The organism is Vibrio sp. 03-59-1, from assembly GCF_013114135.1.
Taxonomy (GTDB): domain Bacteria; phylum Pseudomonadota; class Gammaproteobacteria; order Enterobacterales; family Vibrionaceae; genus Vibrio; species Vibrio cortegadensis.
Genome location: NZ_VTYA01000024.1, coordinates 34,357 through 50,907, shown reverse-complemented (window position 1 = coordinate 50,907; position 16,551 = coordinate 34,357). Strand labels below are relative to the sequence as shown.

Genomic DNA, 16,551 nt, shown 5'->3' with positions numbered 1-16,551 from the left:
CTTTCAATGAAGTTCCCACGATAAAGAAGCCGCGAAAAATGAACTTGAGCCAGCGAAACTTACTAACGAGGAGACTTGCGTGACGTTGCAGCTAATTAACCGACGTACTTTCTACGTACGATGGTCATTTTGATGGCAACTTTCACGGGACGAACAGGTGTGTAGCTCGAACGCAGAAAAAAGATAAACGGATATTTTAACCCTTTGAATCTTATGCAATATAACGCCGCGTTAAGTGGTGAGCAACGCTACCACCTTACCTAAACCATTGTGCCGTAAACACTAAAACTGAATCAAACCGAAAATGCCGAGCGTTGGGAATCCGTCTTAAACGCTTTGTTAGGGCGAAACTCCTAGCGCTTTTCGAGCATTTGAACCGATAACCGATAGGCAACTTTCAGCATTTTCTCGTAAGCCTGATAACTTTTGAGTGTCAATCGAGCTTGTTTCTACACGAAAAAGCTCATTTGTAAAACTTAATACAGCTTGATAAGAATGATCATCAAGCAAGATTGCACTTGAATGCGCATGCTTTTGCAACTTTATGATTGCTTCGTTAAAGGCTGATTTCTGAGAGTTATATGAAGCACTATCATGCTCAACTCCATCAAGCTCAACATCCAGAACCATATCTGCATAGATTATGACCATGCTAAGCAGTTCTGATATTTCGGTATAGCAATGTAGTTTTTTATCCCACCACTTTTCAGACTTAAACTTCCTCATAGCTAATTTTACCGAAATATACGATGCTGTTATTGCAATAAACAAAGAGGATAGCAAATCCAGTAAAATGCTATCTAAATCACCGAAAGTCATTAATTCTCCTTAGCCCTAACGCTATCTAGACTGAACTTTGCAAGCTTAATTCCTGATACCGCGCCGCATTTCACTAATCAGCCTTAGCGACTCAACCTGTAAATGTTCTGATGCATCAATAGCATAACGCGAACACATTAGCTCATTCTCGTAATTATACTGTTAATATCGTCATAGTTTCGAATATTAGAAATTTTCATTAGGCTGATCATAAACACAGGACCATAATATAGCATTTCTGATACAAAATCTTGGTGGCATTTGGGCTTAATGTTCACTAAGAAACTGCCTCACTAGCGCCCTAGTCCATGTTTTACTATTTGGGCTCTCTCGCCCAAGTTCATTCAACTTTTCAGCAATTTGTTGATGGTATAAGCCCTTCTCATCCCAACGTTTAATCAGTTCAAACGTACTCATATCATTTATGGTTTCTGAGTTGTTATCCGCTTGTGTGCGCACACCTAGCCGAGCATCGTTTTCAAGCTGTGCGCACACATCATCATCGATAGCCTCATTGGCTACTTTTTCGCGACATGCTTGTTTCACCCAACTTGAAAAGTTAACATTTTCTGGCTTCACGCCCTCTATCTCATTCACAAGTTCGTGTTCAAACCGGATGTTTTTCTTGATCGACTTTCTATTGGTGTTTGTATTCAAAACAATGATGATTTTTTGCATGGGCGCACACTTAGAATGAATGACGGGGAAAGTGTGCGCACAAAGCCATGGATTGTGCGCACCGTTTTTTGAGGTCCTAGTGGATGATGGTTTTAATCGACGTGTCGATACGAGATTCAAGTGCAGCGAGGATCCAAATTGAGTCGCGAGCCGACGGATTATTTAAACATTGATGGAGCACACTAATCACACCATCTGCAACGTAGGAAGCAAACTGGTGTTCTCTTTCCTGTTTAGTGGGCATGAGCTTAGCTCTCTCACATATCAAGGCATAAACATCATCTTTGAATTCATCAATATCACGATGAGTTAAGGTTTTAAATGACGAACGCTGCATCACATCAAAACACAAGCTGGTGCAGTGAATGGCTAATGGTGAATACTTCATAACTGTCCTCCATTATTCAAAAATGCGGCAAATGCACTTCCATCTTGCCTTGTCAGGTTTGGAACATAACGGGAGTACACTCGAAACAACATGGTTGTCGTAGTGTGTCCCATTTGGTTAGCAATCCACTCGGGAGACTCTCCAGAGGCAAGCAATAACGTTGCGAAGGTATGCCGAGTCTGATAAGGATTACGATCTCGTAGTTTGGCTTTTTTAAGCGTCGGGTACCAAATGGTCCGTGAGACGACGGCATAATTCAATGGTTTGCGTTTCGCATTGGTAAACACATACTTGTCTTTTAAATAGGCCGTTTTCTTATGTGTTTTTAAAGCATCGACAACGCTATCCGTCAGGCTGATCACTCGGTATGAGCCCTCCGTTTTTAACCCCGACAATTCCCCCCTAACTAAGCTTTGACGAACAGTGACGGTTTTATTGGTCAAATCAACGTCATCCCACATCAACCCATCAATTTCACCTGTACGAAGACCTGTAAAAAATCGGGTAATGTAATAGCTGCGAAAGTTATCAGGGACTTCGCTCAAGAAATGATTCACTTCCACAACCGAAAATGGGTCCACTTCTGTACGCCCTACTTTTAAGGCTTTGATATTCTTCCACGGTGAGGTAAAGTCATATCGATCGGCGGCTTCATTAAGCAATACCCTTAGGGGTGTCATGATGTGATTAATGCGTGATGGGCTAAGAAAGCTACCTTTTCGTCCCGGTACTTTGGCGAGGATGGAACGAAACTGTAGGATTTGCCCCTTATTGATGGCGCTGATCTTCTTATTCCCGAATGAAGGGAGCAAATACTTATTCAGAACGCCTTCTACGTCTTCATAATGACCTTTACTCCATTCTATTTTCATTTCTGCTAACCAAGTTTGAGCGAACTCTTCAAACCTTGGTGAGTCTGGTGCATTGAAGTAAGCTTTAGCACTACCCTCACGATGCTTTATCTCTTCAAATCGTTTAGCTGCCTTACTTTGGGGGAAGTATTTTTTATAGTCGAACGAATCAAGTATAATTTCTGCTTCAATGCGCTTAAGTAACTTTTCTAAACGCTTAGTATTTACCGCATTATTAACCAATTGAGTATGTTCACGACAACGCTGACCTTTATATCTGAATTGCAAAACTAATTTCCCATTTCGCACATTGAGTACACCCATAACAAGCTCCTATTGCCCTAAGATCAATGATTGGCTAGAAATGCCAACAAGCATTTCCTCTTCGACTCGTTCCCATATAAAAAGAATTTTTCTTCCTCCAAATGGACGAATGTAATGAATCCCCTCAAATAAAACCGAATCTTTAAGTTGTTCCCTGATAACTCGCGCGTCATATTTTATTCGCACAGAAAGTTCTGCGGTTGTCAGATAGGTATTATCCATCGTACAATCTCCTATAAACATTATTAACTTACCAATGAACTAAATGTTCTCCTGTAGATTACAATGTAGCATAAAAATGACCTTTTACAACCATTTTTTACCTGCAGCAGGACATTTTAAGCAGGAGAAGAACATGTTGAAGTGCCACCTTTCTAAAATAATGGGAGAAAAGCGGCTTAAAATTGCGGATGTTGCTAGGGATACGGGTGTAAATAGAGGGACAATTACACGCTTATATAATGAAACAGCAACACGTGTAGAACTTGATGTAATAGATAGTCTTTGTGAGTACTTGAATATAGAAGTTGGAGAGTTACTGGAAAGGCAAAAAATTGAAACAGATTAGTTTTTCTCATATTGGGCTGAGGATTTTGGATTTTCAGCTCCATTAAGCGCAATATTAACCAAAAACAAAAGTAGCCACCGTTTTGGCCACAAGATGGCCACCGATGGTTTCTACAAAAGAAAAAATCGGAAAAATAATACGTCAGACACACAAAAACACGCAGCTAAGCGTTTCTTTTTAAAGATTTTTTGGATTGTAAAACAGAAGGGAGCAATTGGAGCGTGCAGCGGGAATCGAACCCGCATCATCAGCTTGGAAGGCTGAGGTAATAGCCATTATACGATGCACGCACATCGCGTTGGAACGAGATAGATAATGCCACATCTAACTGAAAAGAAAACCTTTTTTTTCATATTTATGTTTAAGTGCGCATTTGTTATTCGTAACGTCGTTTTTTTAGACAAAATAGTAACTATTTCTTTAATTACGTATTTCTAGAACGTAGCGATTCTTCCCTTCTTGCTTCGCTTGATACATCAACTTATCAGCAGCATCGATATTAATTACCTTCGGCGCACAAGAATAGAAAGCACAACCAACGCTGATACTAATGTTAAGGTTTTCATTCTCAACCTCGATCGGCATATGAAAAACGTTGTGACACAAAGCGTCAGCGACTATTTCAGCGTCACTGCACGCAATCCCCCTCAGGTATAAGGCAAACTCCTCTCCTCCGATTCTCGCAAATAACGTACCTTCAGGTAATCCGTTACCGCTCCGTCTTGCAACTTCTTTTATCACCTCATCACCGCACATATGGCCATAAGAATCATTAATCACTTTAAAGTTATCAATATCGAAAACCATCACCACAGCACTTTGACCCGTATTTTCGATTTGCTCTAACTGTTGCATAAAATATCTGCGGTTACTGATTCCTGTTAGTGAATCTGTATATGTCATCCTTAACAAGTTCTCATTCGCGGATTCCAATTCGGCTGTCCTAGCCCTAACTGTTTTTCGAAGTTGAACAATATAAACACTCGACATCACGATGATAAACACCGCAATACCTGGAAAAAGATAAGGAGGATAAACGGTTTCTATATGCATCCAATGATTTAATATTTGCTCTTTTGTTTCAATGCCTAATAAGCCATATGAGTTGTTTATCGATTCGAGTAACTCAAGATTTCCTTCGGCAACCGCAGGACGAAGTTGAACTGAATGTATGTGCATCACGGGTGCATATTTTGAAGGCATGCTGGCGGTATGTGTGTAGAAACTTGCCACCTGAAGATCGGTGATAAATGCATCGACCTCTTCGTCAAAAGCTGCGTACATCAAATCTCTGTTTGTAGCAAATTCGACTAATTTAAGCTGTGGAAATTGTTGGGATACGTAATAGCCATAAAAGCCATCCCGTACAACGCCGACACCTCTACCGCCTCCGTTTTCAAGAAAAGCATCAACGCCTTGCTTCAATAAGCTTTGCTTAAGAAAGATTTGACTGTTAACCGTTAAAAACTCATCGCCATAATCAAGGAATTTGTCCCTTGGTTCAGACCAAGCAAGGCCGCCATGAATATCCACCTCTCCATTTTTGACCAGCTCGATAGATCGACTCCAATCAGTCAAAACGAACTCTACTCGACGTCCTGTTTTATTTGAATAGGCTTTCCAAAAATCAATAAGAATACCTTTTGGTTCTCCGTTAGAGTCTAAATATGAAAATGGTTTCCAAGCTTTAGAGTTACTGACAGTAAGGGGAGGTAAATCCGATTGTGAAGGCTCATGCGCATAGATTGCGGATGAAAACGAAAAGAATATGCCTGAAATAGCCCAAAAGATGAATCGGCATGTCGTGTTATTCATAATATTATTGATGCCTTGTCATTTAACAGTACGGATTATTGTTTATTGTTTTGCACATCAGATGGTTATTTTCCATAACATCACTGAAAATATCCAAGTCGCCATTTATTTTCCGGCTAAATATACTCTCATTAGACAAATTCTGATATTGAAAGTCAAAAATTAGACATGGGCATCATTCTACTCCTCGTTTTAACACTTTAGCTCTGTTACATTTGCGCCATTGTTATCCAGCTCATAAATGACCATGCCCTCCCAATATCGAATCAATAAAATCGTGGAGATTGGCGACACACTTCACCGCAGTGGTTGTGCCTCTTATAAGGTAGAAAAATACACTCAGCATTATGCGAAAAAACATGGTGTTGATGTAATGATACAAGCGACACCTACAACGATTAATTACCAGTTTCCAGATGACAATAATGCCGTGGTTCTCAAACGACTAAAGCCTGCATCTATCAATTTGAGTTTGTTAGCAAATACGATCATTCGGATCAATACACCAAGTAACGAGCCGCTTCCTGAACCCACAGGCTATCCTAAATGGATTATTGCACTTGCTAACATGGGGATCCCCCCTGCTTATTTACTTCTAATAGGTAGCACGATGGAAGCCGTAGCTTTTTCTATCGTACTGGGCTTCTTAGTATGGCTTTGCCAGCAAATATGCCACTCCAGAAGAGCTATTGCAGCTGAGTTTATTGCCGCGCTAGTGACGGGGATTTTTGTCGCCTTTTTGGCAAGTACAGGCTTACCCATTCCCATTTGGGCTTTATGTATTGCGTCTGTTGTATTGTTTGTTCCCGGCCTTTCAATCGCGAATGCTTTAGAGTGTCTAGCTTTTAATGATTTAGTATCTGGCACCAGCTTGCTCGGACAGTGCGCGCTTTCCTTGATTAAATTGTTTGTCGGTATCGTCATGGGGCTAAACATTGGCGAAGCAATATGGGGACAAGCCGTATCAATCTCTTATACCAATGCGGTTCCAACTTGGTTGCACGTCTTAGGATTGCCGATTATTTCGATATGTATTGGCATTATTTTTAATGCGAGAACCAAAGATATTGTTCTTGGACTCCCAGTGGCCGTGCTAGGAATGTGGGGGCCATTCTATTTAGGGTTTGATAGCGGTTGGATTGTCGGAACTTGGGTTACAACAGTATTGATCACCCTATATGGCACTTGGATTGCTAAAAAAATGGACCTCACAGGTTCTATTTATATCGTTCAAGGCATTATCATACTTGTCCCTGGTAGCCGAGTTTTGGTGAGCGCAAGTCAATCTGTATTTGAGCAGTCTATCCTGCCAATTCCAAGTATCGGACTCTCTGCACTGTTTATGTTCTCTGCCATTGTTGCCGGACAAATCACAGCTTACTCTATATATTCACCAAAAATAGAACGGTAGCCGCAGCCAAAAACACCTTTTTATTTTATAGACACGATCAAATAAGTAATTACTGTCGATCAACTTCAATAAAAAAGCCCTATTCGAAAATAACATTACGCTACTTTTGAATAGGGCTCTTTGCCACTATGCTTAGCCTTCCTGACAAAACTGCCTTTCCCTTTTTTGGCTTTCACAACTCTTACAGTAAATAGTTTACTCGTTACGATTGCTTTTAATGCATTGTCTTTCACAACACCTCGCTGATGTTCAACCTCAAGATTTGAAGGGTCTATCACCGCTTGCTGCCTGTTATATGATTCTGCTCTTTTTTTCTTTTTCAAAATGAACCTCCATCGGTCATATTTCGGTTCGAATTTTGCTTAAAAAAGACGCAAGTGTCAAACTCAAAATTTCAACTCGATATAATAAAAACTTTGGCTTGTCACAAAACAGTCATTCCATTGCAACATTGAGATAAGTAGATGAATCTAAACGAGACAAAGAGCAAGTAACGATAAAAAACTCGACTCAAAACCAGACTATTTCGTTGACTTAGAGGTAAATTGATTTAGACTTTGACTCGGCTAGAAAGAAAGTTTTTTGTTTATATACATTTCGTTGGATTACTTGTAACTCAACCTCCGTGTTATACGCAATAGCAGCTACTTTTCCACGCTATCGGCGCCATAATCGGCCAAACACATAAATATATTTAGGATTTAACTATGTCTAACACAGTTACTGGTACAGTAAAATGGTTCAACGAAACTAAAGGCTTCGGCTTCATTCAACAAGAAAACGGCCCAGATGTTTTCGCTCACTTCTCTGCAATCACTGGCGACGGTTTCAAAACGCTAATCGAAGGTCAGAAAGTTGAGTTCACTGTATCTCAAGGTCAAAAAGGCCCTCAAGCTGACAGCATTAAAGTACTTTAATTCGTACTCTAATTATTCTAAATAGCTGGCTATATGCTGGCTATTTTTTTGCCCGCTAAACACTGATTTCATGTACTATCCCCTTCTATTCTCTCATTAAGACAAACACATGGCGCTAAAACCGACGATTTACAAATTCCGCGTATCACTCACCGATATGAACCGTGACTATTACGACTCGCTCAACATGACCATAGCTCAGCATCCATCTGAAAATGATGAGCGAATGATGGCTCGAGTTCTCGCATTTTGTCTCAATGCATCTCCTGATCTACAGTTTACTAAAGGATTATCAAGCGTTGAGGAGCCTGATTTATGGGAGAAAACACTCGACGGCCAAACCGCCGTATGGATTGACGTAGGCGAACCCGATCCTGAACGCATCAAGAAATCAACTCGCCAAGCCAAAGCAGTAAAAATCTATAGCTTTAATACAAAATCTAATGTTTGGTGGGAACAGAACAAAGGCAAGATTTCACAATATGATGCTAATGTTACTCGTTTTGACAATGCTGGTATCGTTGATATGGCAAAAATGATTGAACGTACATTAGACATTTCCGTCATGCTTTCTGGAAATTCAGCATTTATTAACAGTGATAAAGGCGCGGCCGAAGTAACATGGGAAGATCTTCAAGATAATGAGTAGCCTACTCTCTGAACTGGATAATGCTGGTGCACTAAACGTCAGCAACATATCTGCACAAAAAAAAGAGTTGCAGCTACTTTGTGAAGCCAATGAGTCTCTCTTTGCAAAAGTTTGTGAGAGGAAACCTGAAACTTCACCCCTTCAGCATGCCCTTGGTGTCTTAACGAAAGCTCAAATTGAAGCGACTTCACGCCTTCAAACTCAATCTTCTGCCAGTTCTGCAATGCTTGAAGCAATTAGCAGTACTGTGGGCTCTGAGCATCTTCAAAAGTTTTCGTCAAAAGAAGGACAAGAATTATTGCTCATCACTCACCTTTGGATCTATCTACTCGGAAGGCTAAATATGGATTTTAGCTATGCGAATGATCATGCATTGCAAACTTCAAACCTTCTTAGCCCACTCGTATATAAACCAATTGAAGGGCTAAGGTGCCAGTTTATGGAGACGTTCTATCAAGGTTTACAGCAACATAAGCATTACAACCCAAGTAGAAGCATTTTTCATTCAATTAAGTCCTTCGTCAGTCGTATATATAATTGCAATAAGAGCATTTAAATGAATAAAGAGTCGCCAATTAAGGTGAGTCACACGACTTAACTTTTCATGTGACTCAATTTATTCATTATTGGTTTATCTATAAGGCGTTATACTCAATCCATATTTACAAGTTTGCATGAGGCCCAAACACTTCATAATGCACTCGGTCACGTGGCACATTTAACTCATCAAGCTGCTTAACAACAAAATCCATAAATGGTACAGGGCCGCAGACATAGAAATCACCATTATCCAACGGCAATTCACTCGTAATCGAGTCAAGATTCATCTCACCAAAATGTTGGTGACTCGCGGCTATTTTCTCATTACCACAGCGGTACCATGTCTTTTGATTCCAATCATTGATTGAAATCAGATCATTCACGTCTTCGATAAAGGAATGCTGTTCTTGAGTCTCACAAGCATGTAAATATGTCACTTGTTTATCTTCAATGCCAGATAAGCTCTGCAGCATGGCTTGCATTGGCGTCACACCTACACCGGCAGAAATCAAAACTACCGGCTTCTCACGTTCCACATAGTAAAAATCACCAGCAGGTGCATAAAGCTTTACACTATCTCCGACTTCAACATTATCGTGTAAATGATTGGATACCAATCCAACATTGTCAGTGTTAACACCTTCACGCTTAACCGAAATACGATAGGTCTTTCCGTTCGGTTTTTGTGATAGTGAATATTGGCGTATTTCTTTGTAATCACCGTTTTCTGGCTTCACTTCAATACCAATATATTGACCGGGGTAAAAATCCAACACTGTGTTGTTATCTTTGGGCTCAAATACAAAACTGGTCACGAGCTGTGATTCCATCGTTTTATCTTTCACAATAAACTCACGGGCAGCAGACCAACCGCCAATCGCTTGTTTGCGCTGAAGGTATAGCTCTCCTTCTCTATCAATAAAGATTTGTGCCAAAAATAGGTATGCAGCTGTCCATGCCTCTTCGACTTCTTGCGTGAATGCCTCAGTCGCTAGCTCTCGCAATGTTTCAATTAAGTGATGGCCTACTATTTGATAGTGCTCAGGCTGAATATTGAAACTCGTGTGCTTTTGCGCGATTCTTTCTACCGCAGATGTTAAAGCCGCTAGGTTATCGATATTTTTTGCGTATGCCGCAATCGCTTCAAACAGAGCAACACCTTGACGGCCTGTTTTTTGGTGAGTCATGTTAAAAATATCTTTCAACTCAGGGTTGTGAGAAAACATGCGCTGATAGAAATGTTGCGTTAATGCAGGTCCTGCGTTTTCAAGCAGTGGAATGGTACTCTTAACAATATTGATATGTTGTTCATTAAGCATGAAATGCTCCATCTTTGGGGTATATGGCTTCGCCACACCGAACTTCACCTGTTGAGCAAGTGAAAGTTAGAATTAAAACAAGCCCAAAACGGTTACATTGTTCAATGTGAACTCGAATTGAGGCGGACTTTAGATTTAGTGTTAGTGAACACTTAACGGTGAATTTTCTTCACTCTGTTATTAACGAAGAATCATTATCACTTCGTTATCCCCACATTGCATTTTCAGTGCCAATAGCAAAAAACCTTTATCTACTTGTGTTTAGCCGCCAAATTAAAGAAAAACAAGTCAAGATGACCGCTTTCATTTGAGTCGAAATGACTCTACTATAGCAAAATGTCTTTTTGAGAATGATTAACATGCAAGATATTACAGCATCCACGCTGATGGAAATGACCATAGGGTTAGCAAGCGGCTTAAATGATCAAGATAGGTTTAACAAGCTTATCGATGCTATACGCAAAACAATTCATTGTGACTGTGTTGCTCTCCTTTCATTGCAAGGTGATTACCTCGTCCCATTGGCCATGCAGGGCCTCAGCAGAGACACATTGGGCCGCCATTTTGCCATCAGTGAACACCCTCGCTTTAATGAAATATGCGAATCAAAAACACCGATCATTTTTGATTCAGACAGCCCACTTCCCGATCCATTTGATGGCCTTCTTATTGATCATGAAGGCGATCTTCCCATGCATGCGTGTATGGGACTGCCGCTTATCTTCAGTGATAAACTGCTTGGCGTTTTGACTCTCGATAGCCTCACCCCTGATGTTTTCAATGCTATCCCTGCGCGCAGTCTAGAAGTCCTTTCTGCCATTGCCGCTTCAACTGTAAAAATGGCCTTCACTTTCTCCCAGCTTGAAACACAAGCAAAGCAATCTCGTCAGCTTCTAGAAGAGCTTAACGAAGAAGCGTGGGAAAGAGATGGCGGTGAAATGATTGGCCACAGTTCAAGTATGGTGGCGTTGAAAAATGATATCGAAGTCGTCGCGCCTTCCCATTTCAATATCTTGATCCATGGTGAAACGGGAGTCGGAAAAGAGCTTGTTGCAAGAACCCTTCATCACCAGTCACAAAGAAAACGCAAACCTCTGGTTTATGTAAACTGCGCAGCTTTGCCAGAAAATTTAGTAGAAAGTGAATTGTTCGGCCATGTCCGTGGCGCATTTACTGGGGCTGACAAAAATCGCCAAGGAAAGTTTGCATTAGCTGATGGCGGGACTCTTTTCCTTGATGAAATAGGTGAACTGCCCCTTGCTGCACAGAGCAAACTTCTGCGTGCATTGCAAAATAACGAAATCCAACCGGTTGGCCAAGATAACATCCAAACGATTGATGTCCGTGTGCTTGCAGCCACCAATCGAGATCTCAAGAAAGAGGTCGAACAAGGCCGATTTAGAGCGGACTTATACCACCGCTTAAGTGTCTACCCTATTGCCATCCCCCCGCTTCGTGAGCGCGATGGTGATATTACCCTTTTAGCTGGTTTCTTTTTAGAGCAAGCGAGACGAAAACTTGGAATTGCGCAGATCAAATTTGGCCCCGCAGTACTGCCTCATCTTATGAGTTATTCATGGCCCGGAAACGTGCGTGAACTTGAACACGTCATAAACCGAGCGGCTTTAAAAGCTAAAGCAAGGCACTATAACAAGAAAGTAACGGTCATTAATGCCGATGATTGTGGTCACTTTGATGAAGTCATGACCAAACCGACGCATGTTGATAGCTCACCCACTCAGCCGGAAGTAGACTTATCACAAGGATTGAGAGAGGTGACAGATGAGTTTCAGCGTCACATTATCATCGCAGCTTTAGAGCAAGCCAATTACAACTGGGCACAGGCAGCAAGGCAATTACAAACCGATCGAGCCAACCTCACCCGACTCGCAAAACGTTTGGGGCTTAACCTATCTAAAACGCACAAGATAGAACGTTTATAGATCATGATGCTGAAACATATATAAATAGTTTTGTTGATAAAGTAAGACTGGTACAATGTTGCCAAATTGTATGCAATATGTATTTAAACTAGGTAAAGGTAATTATGAAGTTTATCCGTTGGTTTCTAGGCAGAATTATTCTGGTACTCAATTTCGTTTTCACACCAAAAGGAATGAAGCGAGATCCAGAAGATCAAAAACAACTTGATGCCAAAGCTCAAGGGCTATCTCTGTACCAATTTGAAGCTTGCCCTTTTTGTGTAAAAGTTCGTCGTGCAATGAAACGTCAATCTATCAATATTGACCTTCGTGATGCAAAGAATGATGATGCGCATAAGCAAGCGTTGTTAGAGGGTGGTGGTCGCGTGAAAGTGCCTTGTCTTCGTATTGAAAGTAATGGTGAAACTCAATGGATGTATGAATCTTCAGACATCATTGCTTACCTTCAGAAAGAGTTTGCTTAAGCCGTAGAGTTCGACTGCCATCTAGATGACGAGTATTTCAAATGAAATCACTAGGTGGCGAAAATGAAGCACTAGAAAATAAAACACTAGGTGACGCAAAATGAAAAAAGCCCCAGCATTTCTGCTAGGGCTTTTAATCAATAATGGAGGCGCCTCCCGGAGTCGAACCGAGGTCCACGGATTTGCAATCCGCTGCATAGCGGACTTGAACCGGCACAGCGCGAACGCCGAGGGATTTTAAATCCCTTGTGTCTACCAATTCCACCACCAGGGCACGCAATTCTTGATTGCGATAATCGGCACCACTGTCAATAATGACAATTCCAATTTTCGTAAAATTCTTTTACTCAACAAGCTAACTGTGCTTTGCTCCCTGAGAACGAGGTGTACTTTAACTGATTAAGAAAATGAGTCAACAATAAATTATATTGATTTGATTCAAATGGTTAAAAACCAAGCTCAACGAACATTTTAACACCAAAACGCAGTAAAAAAGGGGCTCAAACTTTACTATTTAAGCTTTAGAGTTCTTGTTCAGAATTTGAAAACTTCAATATCTCAATATCTTTCACCGTCACTTTGCCATCCCTTCCCGCTTGATTGTCTTCGATAACATAATGATTCGCGTCAGTTTTGGTTATTGTATAATCACTTTCTACTCCTGAAAATATAACGCTATTATTTCCTGAGTTACCAGTAATCACATTATCGAGTTGGTTAACGATCACATTAGAATCATTGGTACCTGTTAGGGTAATATCTTTTAAATAACGAGAATGATTCGTGTATGGTTTTGACACATCATATTTCAAGCTGAAAGTGCCATCAAAACTCGCATCAATTCGAGCATTATAGGTGATGTAAGGGTGGAAAAATTTAGTCATTAGTTCAGCACCAAGAGGATCTTCTGTCAGAATTTCCGCCCTAGTCTTTGCCAAATAAATTCCCCACATTCCTTTTTGGCTATCTGCTGTATTCAAAGCAGCGTTTCCTGAAGCATCCGAATTCCATGCCCCCCATAGTCCATAATACGAATCAACAACAGCGGCTAAATATTCTTGAGAGAGACTATTTTCTTGGGTTAGCTCCGTGATCCAGTCCTTATTTTCGTCCCCAAGTCCCCATATGCTCTGAGTTAATGCTGTAACTTGAGCACTTCGAATTTCGGCCTGATACTCAGGTAGTACACCATCAAATGATTGGTTTTGATCCACACCAATACCGTAATCATGAACCAAGTGCAGAATCTCTTCATATGTCGCATCTCGGTGATTATAGTCTTGTTTGATGTACCACTCTCCCCCTTCAACTTGGATTTCATTCTTGTATAAAGGCTGACCATCAAGTTCTGACGCTGAGTTACTTCCGTCATCACTGCCATTCAACAACATCAATAATGCACCGTTATCTGCCATCTTATTAATGACACCCGTTTTATCATCCCCAAATTCAGATGAAGTGTAATCCGTTAAATAATGGCTTAACACAGAGCGTACTCGGATGATTTGATTATCGGTTATCTGATCTTGCGACACGATATGAATCGGTTTTCCATTTGGTGCAACAAGCGAAGTATAGCGGTCAAATTTCAGTGCCAGACTATACGTTGCCGAAAGAGAAGCTGGAACCGGAGTAATCCCGAGGTTTTCGACTTTGGTGATCAGTTGATATTGTTCAATCTCATTGCTGGTCATATAGTGCATCTCATCTGACGCAGCGACATTAAGCGTAAACCAATAGAAACTCGCAGGAATCCCCATTTCTTGATAGTAATCTAAGTATGGCTTATGCACAGGGCTTGATGTAGGAAAGGTCCCACCATCATTAACGCCATCACTCCACGAATGCACTCCCACTCTAGCACCTTCTACGAGTCTTCTCTTTGTTCCAGCGAGAAACAGATCGGTACCACCAGACGCAACATGCCCAGTTTTCCCAATTGACGTTGTAACTCCACTTTGTCTAATAAGCCTGCCTAACTGTAGGTTCGCATCATCGTCCGCTGAGCCATCAATATTAATGAGTGATAATGTTTTTATATTGGAGTTCGCTGCCAACATCTTACTAAATGCGGATGGTGTCCCGTCACAAACAACCCCAGTCACTTTTGCGATATCCCCTTCCACTGTGAATGACAGAGGCTGATCACCATCCATAGGAATTGAGCAGCTTGATTCAAATACTCCGGAGTTAGGAGAGACCGCTGTTGATGTTGAAGATGTTGAATTACAACCAACAAGAGATGAAACAACCATTGTGGTTAAAAGCGCAAGTTTTATATTCATTGCAATAAGCCCTATTTCGAGAAACGATGTGTTTACTTGAAATCACTTTAACAACATCAATACTGTAATTCTGGGCATGACACTTAGTACGACATACTGATACAAAGTGATACACAACAGCACAAATGAAAAGCGTCAGCTCATGTTCATAATTACGCCAAGGGATCAACTTCGTTCCCTATATTTGGGTAACTTGTTCAAAAAATTCGGCTAGTGAGGCGCTTTTGCACTTTCCATTAGATGAAACTTATATACAATATCGAGATTGCTCGCACATAACTAAAAATTTATATAATTAATACCAATACTACTGGGCAAAATTGCCCTATCTTGGTAGATAGTAGAATTATTGCTCTATCCAGTTATAAGAATAAATAAGGAGCAAATCTGGTGCTTCAGGAAGTAAATTTATCCGATCTAGAAATTGGAATGTACATCGTAGAAATCGCGCAACAAAAAAGTAACTCGCGTTTGCGTGATCCCGACTGGGTAAAAAGACAGTCAACCATTAAAAAGCTCGCAGAAAATGGCGTAATAAGTGTCATGGTTAATCCAGAAAAACGTAAATACGTTAAATCTGAAAACCATATAAAACACTTGCAGCATAAGAGTGCGTTTGAAGATCTTGATGAAGCAAGTGAGCTTTTTATCGAGTCTAAATCTGTACAAAGGAAAGTTTTTGAAAACATACAAAACGGATTACAAATTGATGTGGAACTTGTGAAAGCAGCCACTGATAAGTCCATAGATATGTTATTCAAAAACCCTAACGCTATCAGCTGTATGCTGAATATTCGTGAAAAAGATGAGTATTTGTTAGAGCACTCGCTAGGTGTTGCTATTCTCACGGCCATGTTTGCTCGTTACCTCAATCTCAAGAAAGAAGTTATTCAGCACATGACTGTCGGTGCAATTTTGCATGATGTCGGTAAAATTGATATTCCAGACAATATTCTGCACAAGCCAGCGCGGTTAACTCATCCAGAGTTCGATATTATGAAAAAACATATCGACCACTCAATCACTAGGTTAGAAAAAACACCAGGGTTATCCAAACTAGCGTTAAGCACTGCCGCTCTGCACCATGAAAAAATCAATGGTAAAGGCTACCCATACGGTTTATCTGGAGAGGATATTCCACTCAATGGCCGAATAATTGGTATTTGTGACGTATTTGACGCATTAACAGCAACACGTTGCTATAAGCAAGGATTTACTCATACTAAAGCATTCACTATTGTGCGCAAAATGGCAGCTGAAGGTGATCTAGACGAAGTGTTAGTTAAAAAATTCATTGATTGCGTGGGCTCATACCCTGTTGGTGCAATGGTTGAATTAACATCTGACAAGCTTGCGATTGTTGACACTCGCAACATAGATGATTCAACGAAGCCGAAAGTCTACACCTTCTATGACTTGAGCTCTCGTAAATACAGTGATGTGGTTCGCGTTGATCTAGCTGAAAAAGAAAATGTACAAATTGTTAAATGCATTCGAGCGGAAGAATATGGCTTAAATTTCCGTGAAGCGATTGAGCATATCAACACAAATAAAATTTAATCTTGATAATAAAAATCGCT

17 protein-coding genes and 1 tRNA gene are annotated in these 16,551 nt (G+C 40.6%); 8 read left to right on the top strand and 10 right to left on the bottom strand.

The window, feature by feature from the left end; all coding sequences use genetic code 11:
* Positions 1–339: 339 nt before the first annotated feature.
* The 5 genes from F0249_RS18225 to F0249_RS18205 form a co-directional block, all read right to left on the bottom strand.
* A complete protein-coding gene (locus tag F0249_RS18225) occupies positions 340–819 on the bottom strand; it encodes a hypothetical protein (RefSeq protein WP_171757417.1) in 480 nt (159 codons plus the stop codon).
* Between the two features lie 267 nt (positions 820–1,086).
* Positions 1,087–1,497, bottom strand: coding sequence for a YlcI/YnfO family protein (locus F0249_RS18220; protein ID WP_171757416.1), 411 nt, complete (start codon positions 1,495–1,497; stop codon positions 1,087–1,089).
* A gap of 76 nt (positions 1,498–1,573) precedes the next feature.
* Positions 1,574–1,885: a hypothetical protein gene (locus F0249_RS18215; RefSeq protein WP_171757415.1), complete on the bottom strand. Its 312-nt coding sequence runs from the start codon at positions 1,883–1,885 to the stop codon at positions 1,574–1,576.
* Positions 1,882–3,060 carry a DUF3596 domain-containing protein gene (locus tag F0249_RS18210; protein WP_171757414.1) on the bottom strand — a complete coding sequence of 393 codons (1,179 nt, stop codon included), beginning with the start codon at positions 3,058–3,060 and terminating at the stop codon, positions 1,882–1,884. Before F0249_RS18210 ends, F0249_RS18215 begins: the two co-directional genes overlap by 4 nt.
* A gap of 9 nt (positions 3,061–3,069) precedes the next feature.
* Complete coding sequence (locus F0249_RS18205; RefSeq protein ID WP_017051841.1) at positions 3,070–3,282, bottom strand: hypothetical protein; 213 nt, start codon at positions 3,280–3,282, stop codon at positions 3,070–3,072.
* A gap of 133 nt (positions 3,283–3,415) precedes the next feature.
* Between F0249_RS18205 and F0249_RS18200 the strand changes: the two genes are divergently transcribed.
* Complete coding sequence (locus tag F0249_RS18200; protein ID WP_029203279.1) at positions 3,416–3,628, top strand: helix-turn-helix transcriptional regulator; 213 nt, start codon at positions 3,416–3,418, stop codon at positions 3,626–3,628.
* A gap of 215 nt (positions 3,629–3,843) precedes the next feature.
* Here the strand turns inward: F0249_RS18200 and F0249_RS18195 are convergent.
* Both F0249_RS18195 and F0249_RS18190 read right to left on the bottom strand, forming a co-directional pair.
* Positions 3,844–3,918 (bottom strand) — tRNA-Gly (locus F0249_RS18195).
* 130 nt (positions 3,919–4,048) lie between these two features.
* Positions 4,049–5,443: a diguanylate cyclase gene (locus F0249_RS18190; protein WP_171757413.1), complete on the bottom strand. Its 1,395-nt coding sequence runs from the start codon at positions 5,441–5,443 to the stop codon at positions 4,049–4,051.
* Positions 5,444–5,690: 247 nt separating this feature from the next.
* Here F0249_RS18190 and F0249_RS18185 point away from each other — a divergent pair, with 247 nt between their 5' ends.
* Entirely contained in the window at positions 5,691–6,854 is a 1,164-nt protein-coding gene (locus F0249_RS18185) for a threonine/serine exporter ThrE family protein (protein WP_029203281.1), read from the top strand.
* Between the two features lie 95 nt (positions 6,855–6,949).
* Here the strand turns inward: F0249_RS18185 and F0249_RS18180 are convergent, their stop codons facing one another.
* The gene (locus tag F0249_RS18180; RefSeq protein ID WP_216599657.1) at positions 6,950–7,177 is read right to left on the bottom strand and encodes an alternative ribosome-rescue factor A; all 228 of its coding nucleotides are present in this window, start codon (positions 7,175–7,177) and stop codon (positions 6,950–6,952) included.
* Between the two features lie 384 nt (positions 7,178–7,561).
* Here F0249_RS18180 and F0249_RS18175 point away from each other — a divergent pair, with 384 nt between their 5' ends.
* From F0249_RS18175 to F0249_RS18165, 3 genes are all read left to right on the top strand, one after another.
* Positions 7,562–7,771 carry a cold-shock protein gene (locus F0249_RS18175; RefSeq protein WP_017051846.1) on the top strand — a complete coding sequence of 70 codons (210 nt, stop codon included), beginning with the start codon at positions 7,562–7,564 and terminating at the stop codon, positions 7,769–7,771.
* Between the two features lie 109 nt (positions 7,772–7,880).
* Positions 7,881–8,420: a YaeQ family protein gene (locus tag F0249_RS18170; protein WP_171757412.1), complete on the top strand. Its 540-nt coding sequence runs from the start codon at positions 7,881–7,883 to the stop codon at positions 8,418–8,420.
* Complete coding sequence (locus tag F0249_RS18165) at positions 8,413–8,976, top strand: hypothetical protein (RefSeq protein ID WP_171757411.1); 564 nt, start codon at positions 8,413–8,415, stop codon at positions 8,974–8,976. Before F0249_RS18170 ends, F0249_RS18165 begins: the two co-directional genes overlap by 8 nt.
* A gap of 106 nt (positions 8,977–9,082) precedes the next feature.
* On the opposite strand, the gene hmpA is transcribed toward F0249_RS18165, so the two are convergent.
* Positions 9,083–10,279, bottom strand: a complete 1,197-nt coding sequence (gene hmpA, locus F0249_RS18160) for an NO-inducible flavohemoprotein (protein ID WP_171757410.1) — start codon at positions 10,277–10,279, stop codon at positions 9,083–9,085.
* 359 nt (positions 10,280–10,638) lie between these two features.
* Between hmpA and norR the strand changes: the two genes are divergently transcribed.
* Positions 10,639–12,222: a nitric oxide reductase transcriptional regulator NorR gene (gene norR, locus F0249_RS18155; protein WP_171757409.1), complete on the top strand. Its 1,584-nt coding sequence runs from the start codon at positions 10,639–10,641 to the stop codon at positions 12,220–12,222.
* Positions 12,223–12,326: 104 nt separating this feature from the next.
* Complete coding sequence (locus F0249_RS18150) at positions 12,327–12,686, top strand: glutathione S-transferase N-terminal domain-containing protein (protein WP_171757408.1); 360 nt, start codon at positions 12,327–12,329, stop codon at positions 12,684–12,686.
* A 521-nt stretch (positions 12,687–13,207) separates the two neighbouring features.
* Here F0249_RS18150 and F0249_RS20140 read toward each other — a convergent pair.
* Positions 13,208–14,971 carry a hypothetical protein gene (locus F0249_RS20140; protein ID WP_216599656.1) on the bottom strand — a complete coding sequence of 588 codons (1,764 nt, stop codon included), beginning with the start codon at positions 14,969–14,971 and terminating at the stop codon, positions 13,208–13,210.
* 390 nt (positions 14,972–15,361) lie between these two features.
* Here F0249_RS20140 and F0249_RS18140 point away from each other — a divergent pair, with 390 nt between their 5' ends.
* On the top strand, positions 15,362–16,531 hold the full coding sequence (locus F0249_RS18140; RefSeq protein WP_171757407.1) for an HD-GYP domain-containing protein: 1,170 nt from the start codon (positions 15,362–15,364) through the stop codon (positions 16,529–16,531).
* The last annotated feature ends 20 nt before the right edge of the window (positions 16,532–16,551 follow it).

Coding starts and splice junctions, on each gene's coding strand:
- F0249_RS18205 (WP_017051841.1), bottom strand. CDS start 3,282: ATGGATAATACCTATCTGACAACCGCAGAACTTTCTGTGCGAATAAAA.
- F0249_RS18200 (WP_029203279.1), top strand. CDS start 3,416: ATGTTGAAGTGCCACCTTTCTAAAATAATGGGAGAAAAGCGGCTTAAA.
- F0249_RS18220 (WP_171757416.1), bottom strand. CDS start 1,497: ATGCAAAAAATCATCATTGTTTTGAATACAAACACCAATAGAAAGTCG.
- F0249_RS18225 (WP_171757417.1), bottom strand. CDS start 819: ATGACTTTCGGTGATTTAGATAGCATTTTACTGGATTTGCTATCCTCT.
- norR (WP_171757409.1), top strand. CDS start 10,639: ATGCAAGATATTACAGCATCCACGCTGATGGAAATGACCATAGGGTTA.
- F0249_RS18210 (WP_171757414.1), bottom strand. CDS start 3,060: ATGGGTGTACTCAATGTGCGAAATGGGAAATTAGTTTTGCAATTCAGA.
- F0249_RS18190 (WP_171757413.1), bottom strand. CDS start 5,443: ATGAATAACACGACATGCCGATTCATCTTTTGGGCTATTTCAGGCATA.
- F0249_RS18215 (WP_171757415.1), bottom strand. CDS start 1,885: ATGAAGTATTCACCATTAGCCATTCACTGCACCAGCTTGTGTTTTGAT.
- F0249_RS18175 (WP_017051846.1), top strand. CDS start 7,562: ATGTCTAACACAGTTACTGGTACAGTAAAATGGTTCAACGAAACTAAA.
- hmpA (WP_171757410.1), bottom strand. CDS start 10,279: ATGCTTAATGAACAACATATCAATATTGTTAAGAGTACCATTCCACTG.
- F0249_RS18170 (WP_171757412.1), top strand. CDS start 7,881: ATGGCGCTAAAACCGACGATTTACAAATTCCGCGTATCACTCACCGAT.
- F0249_RS18185 (WP_029203281.1), top strand. CDS start 5,691: ATGCCCTCCCAATATCGAATCAATAAAATCGTGGAGATTGGCGACACA.
- F0249_RS18150 (WP_171757408.1), top strand. CDS start 12,327: ATGAAGTTTATCCGTTGGTTTCTAGGCAGAATTATTCTGGTACTCAAT.
- F0249_RS20140 (WP_216599656.1), bottom strand. CDS start 14,971: ATGAATATAAAACTTGCGCTTTTAACCACAATGGTTGTTTCATCTCTT.
- F0249_RS18165 (WP_171757411.1), top strand. CDS start 8,413: ATGAGTAGCCTACTCTCTGAACTGGATAATGCTGGTGCACTAAACGTC.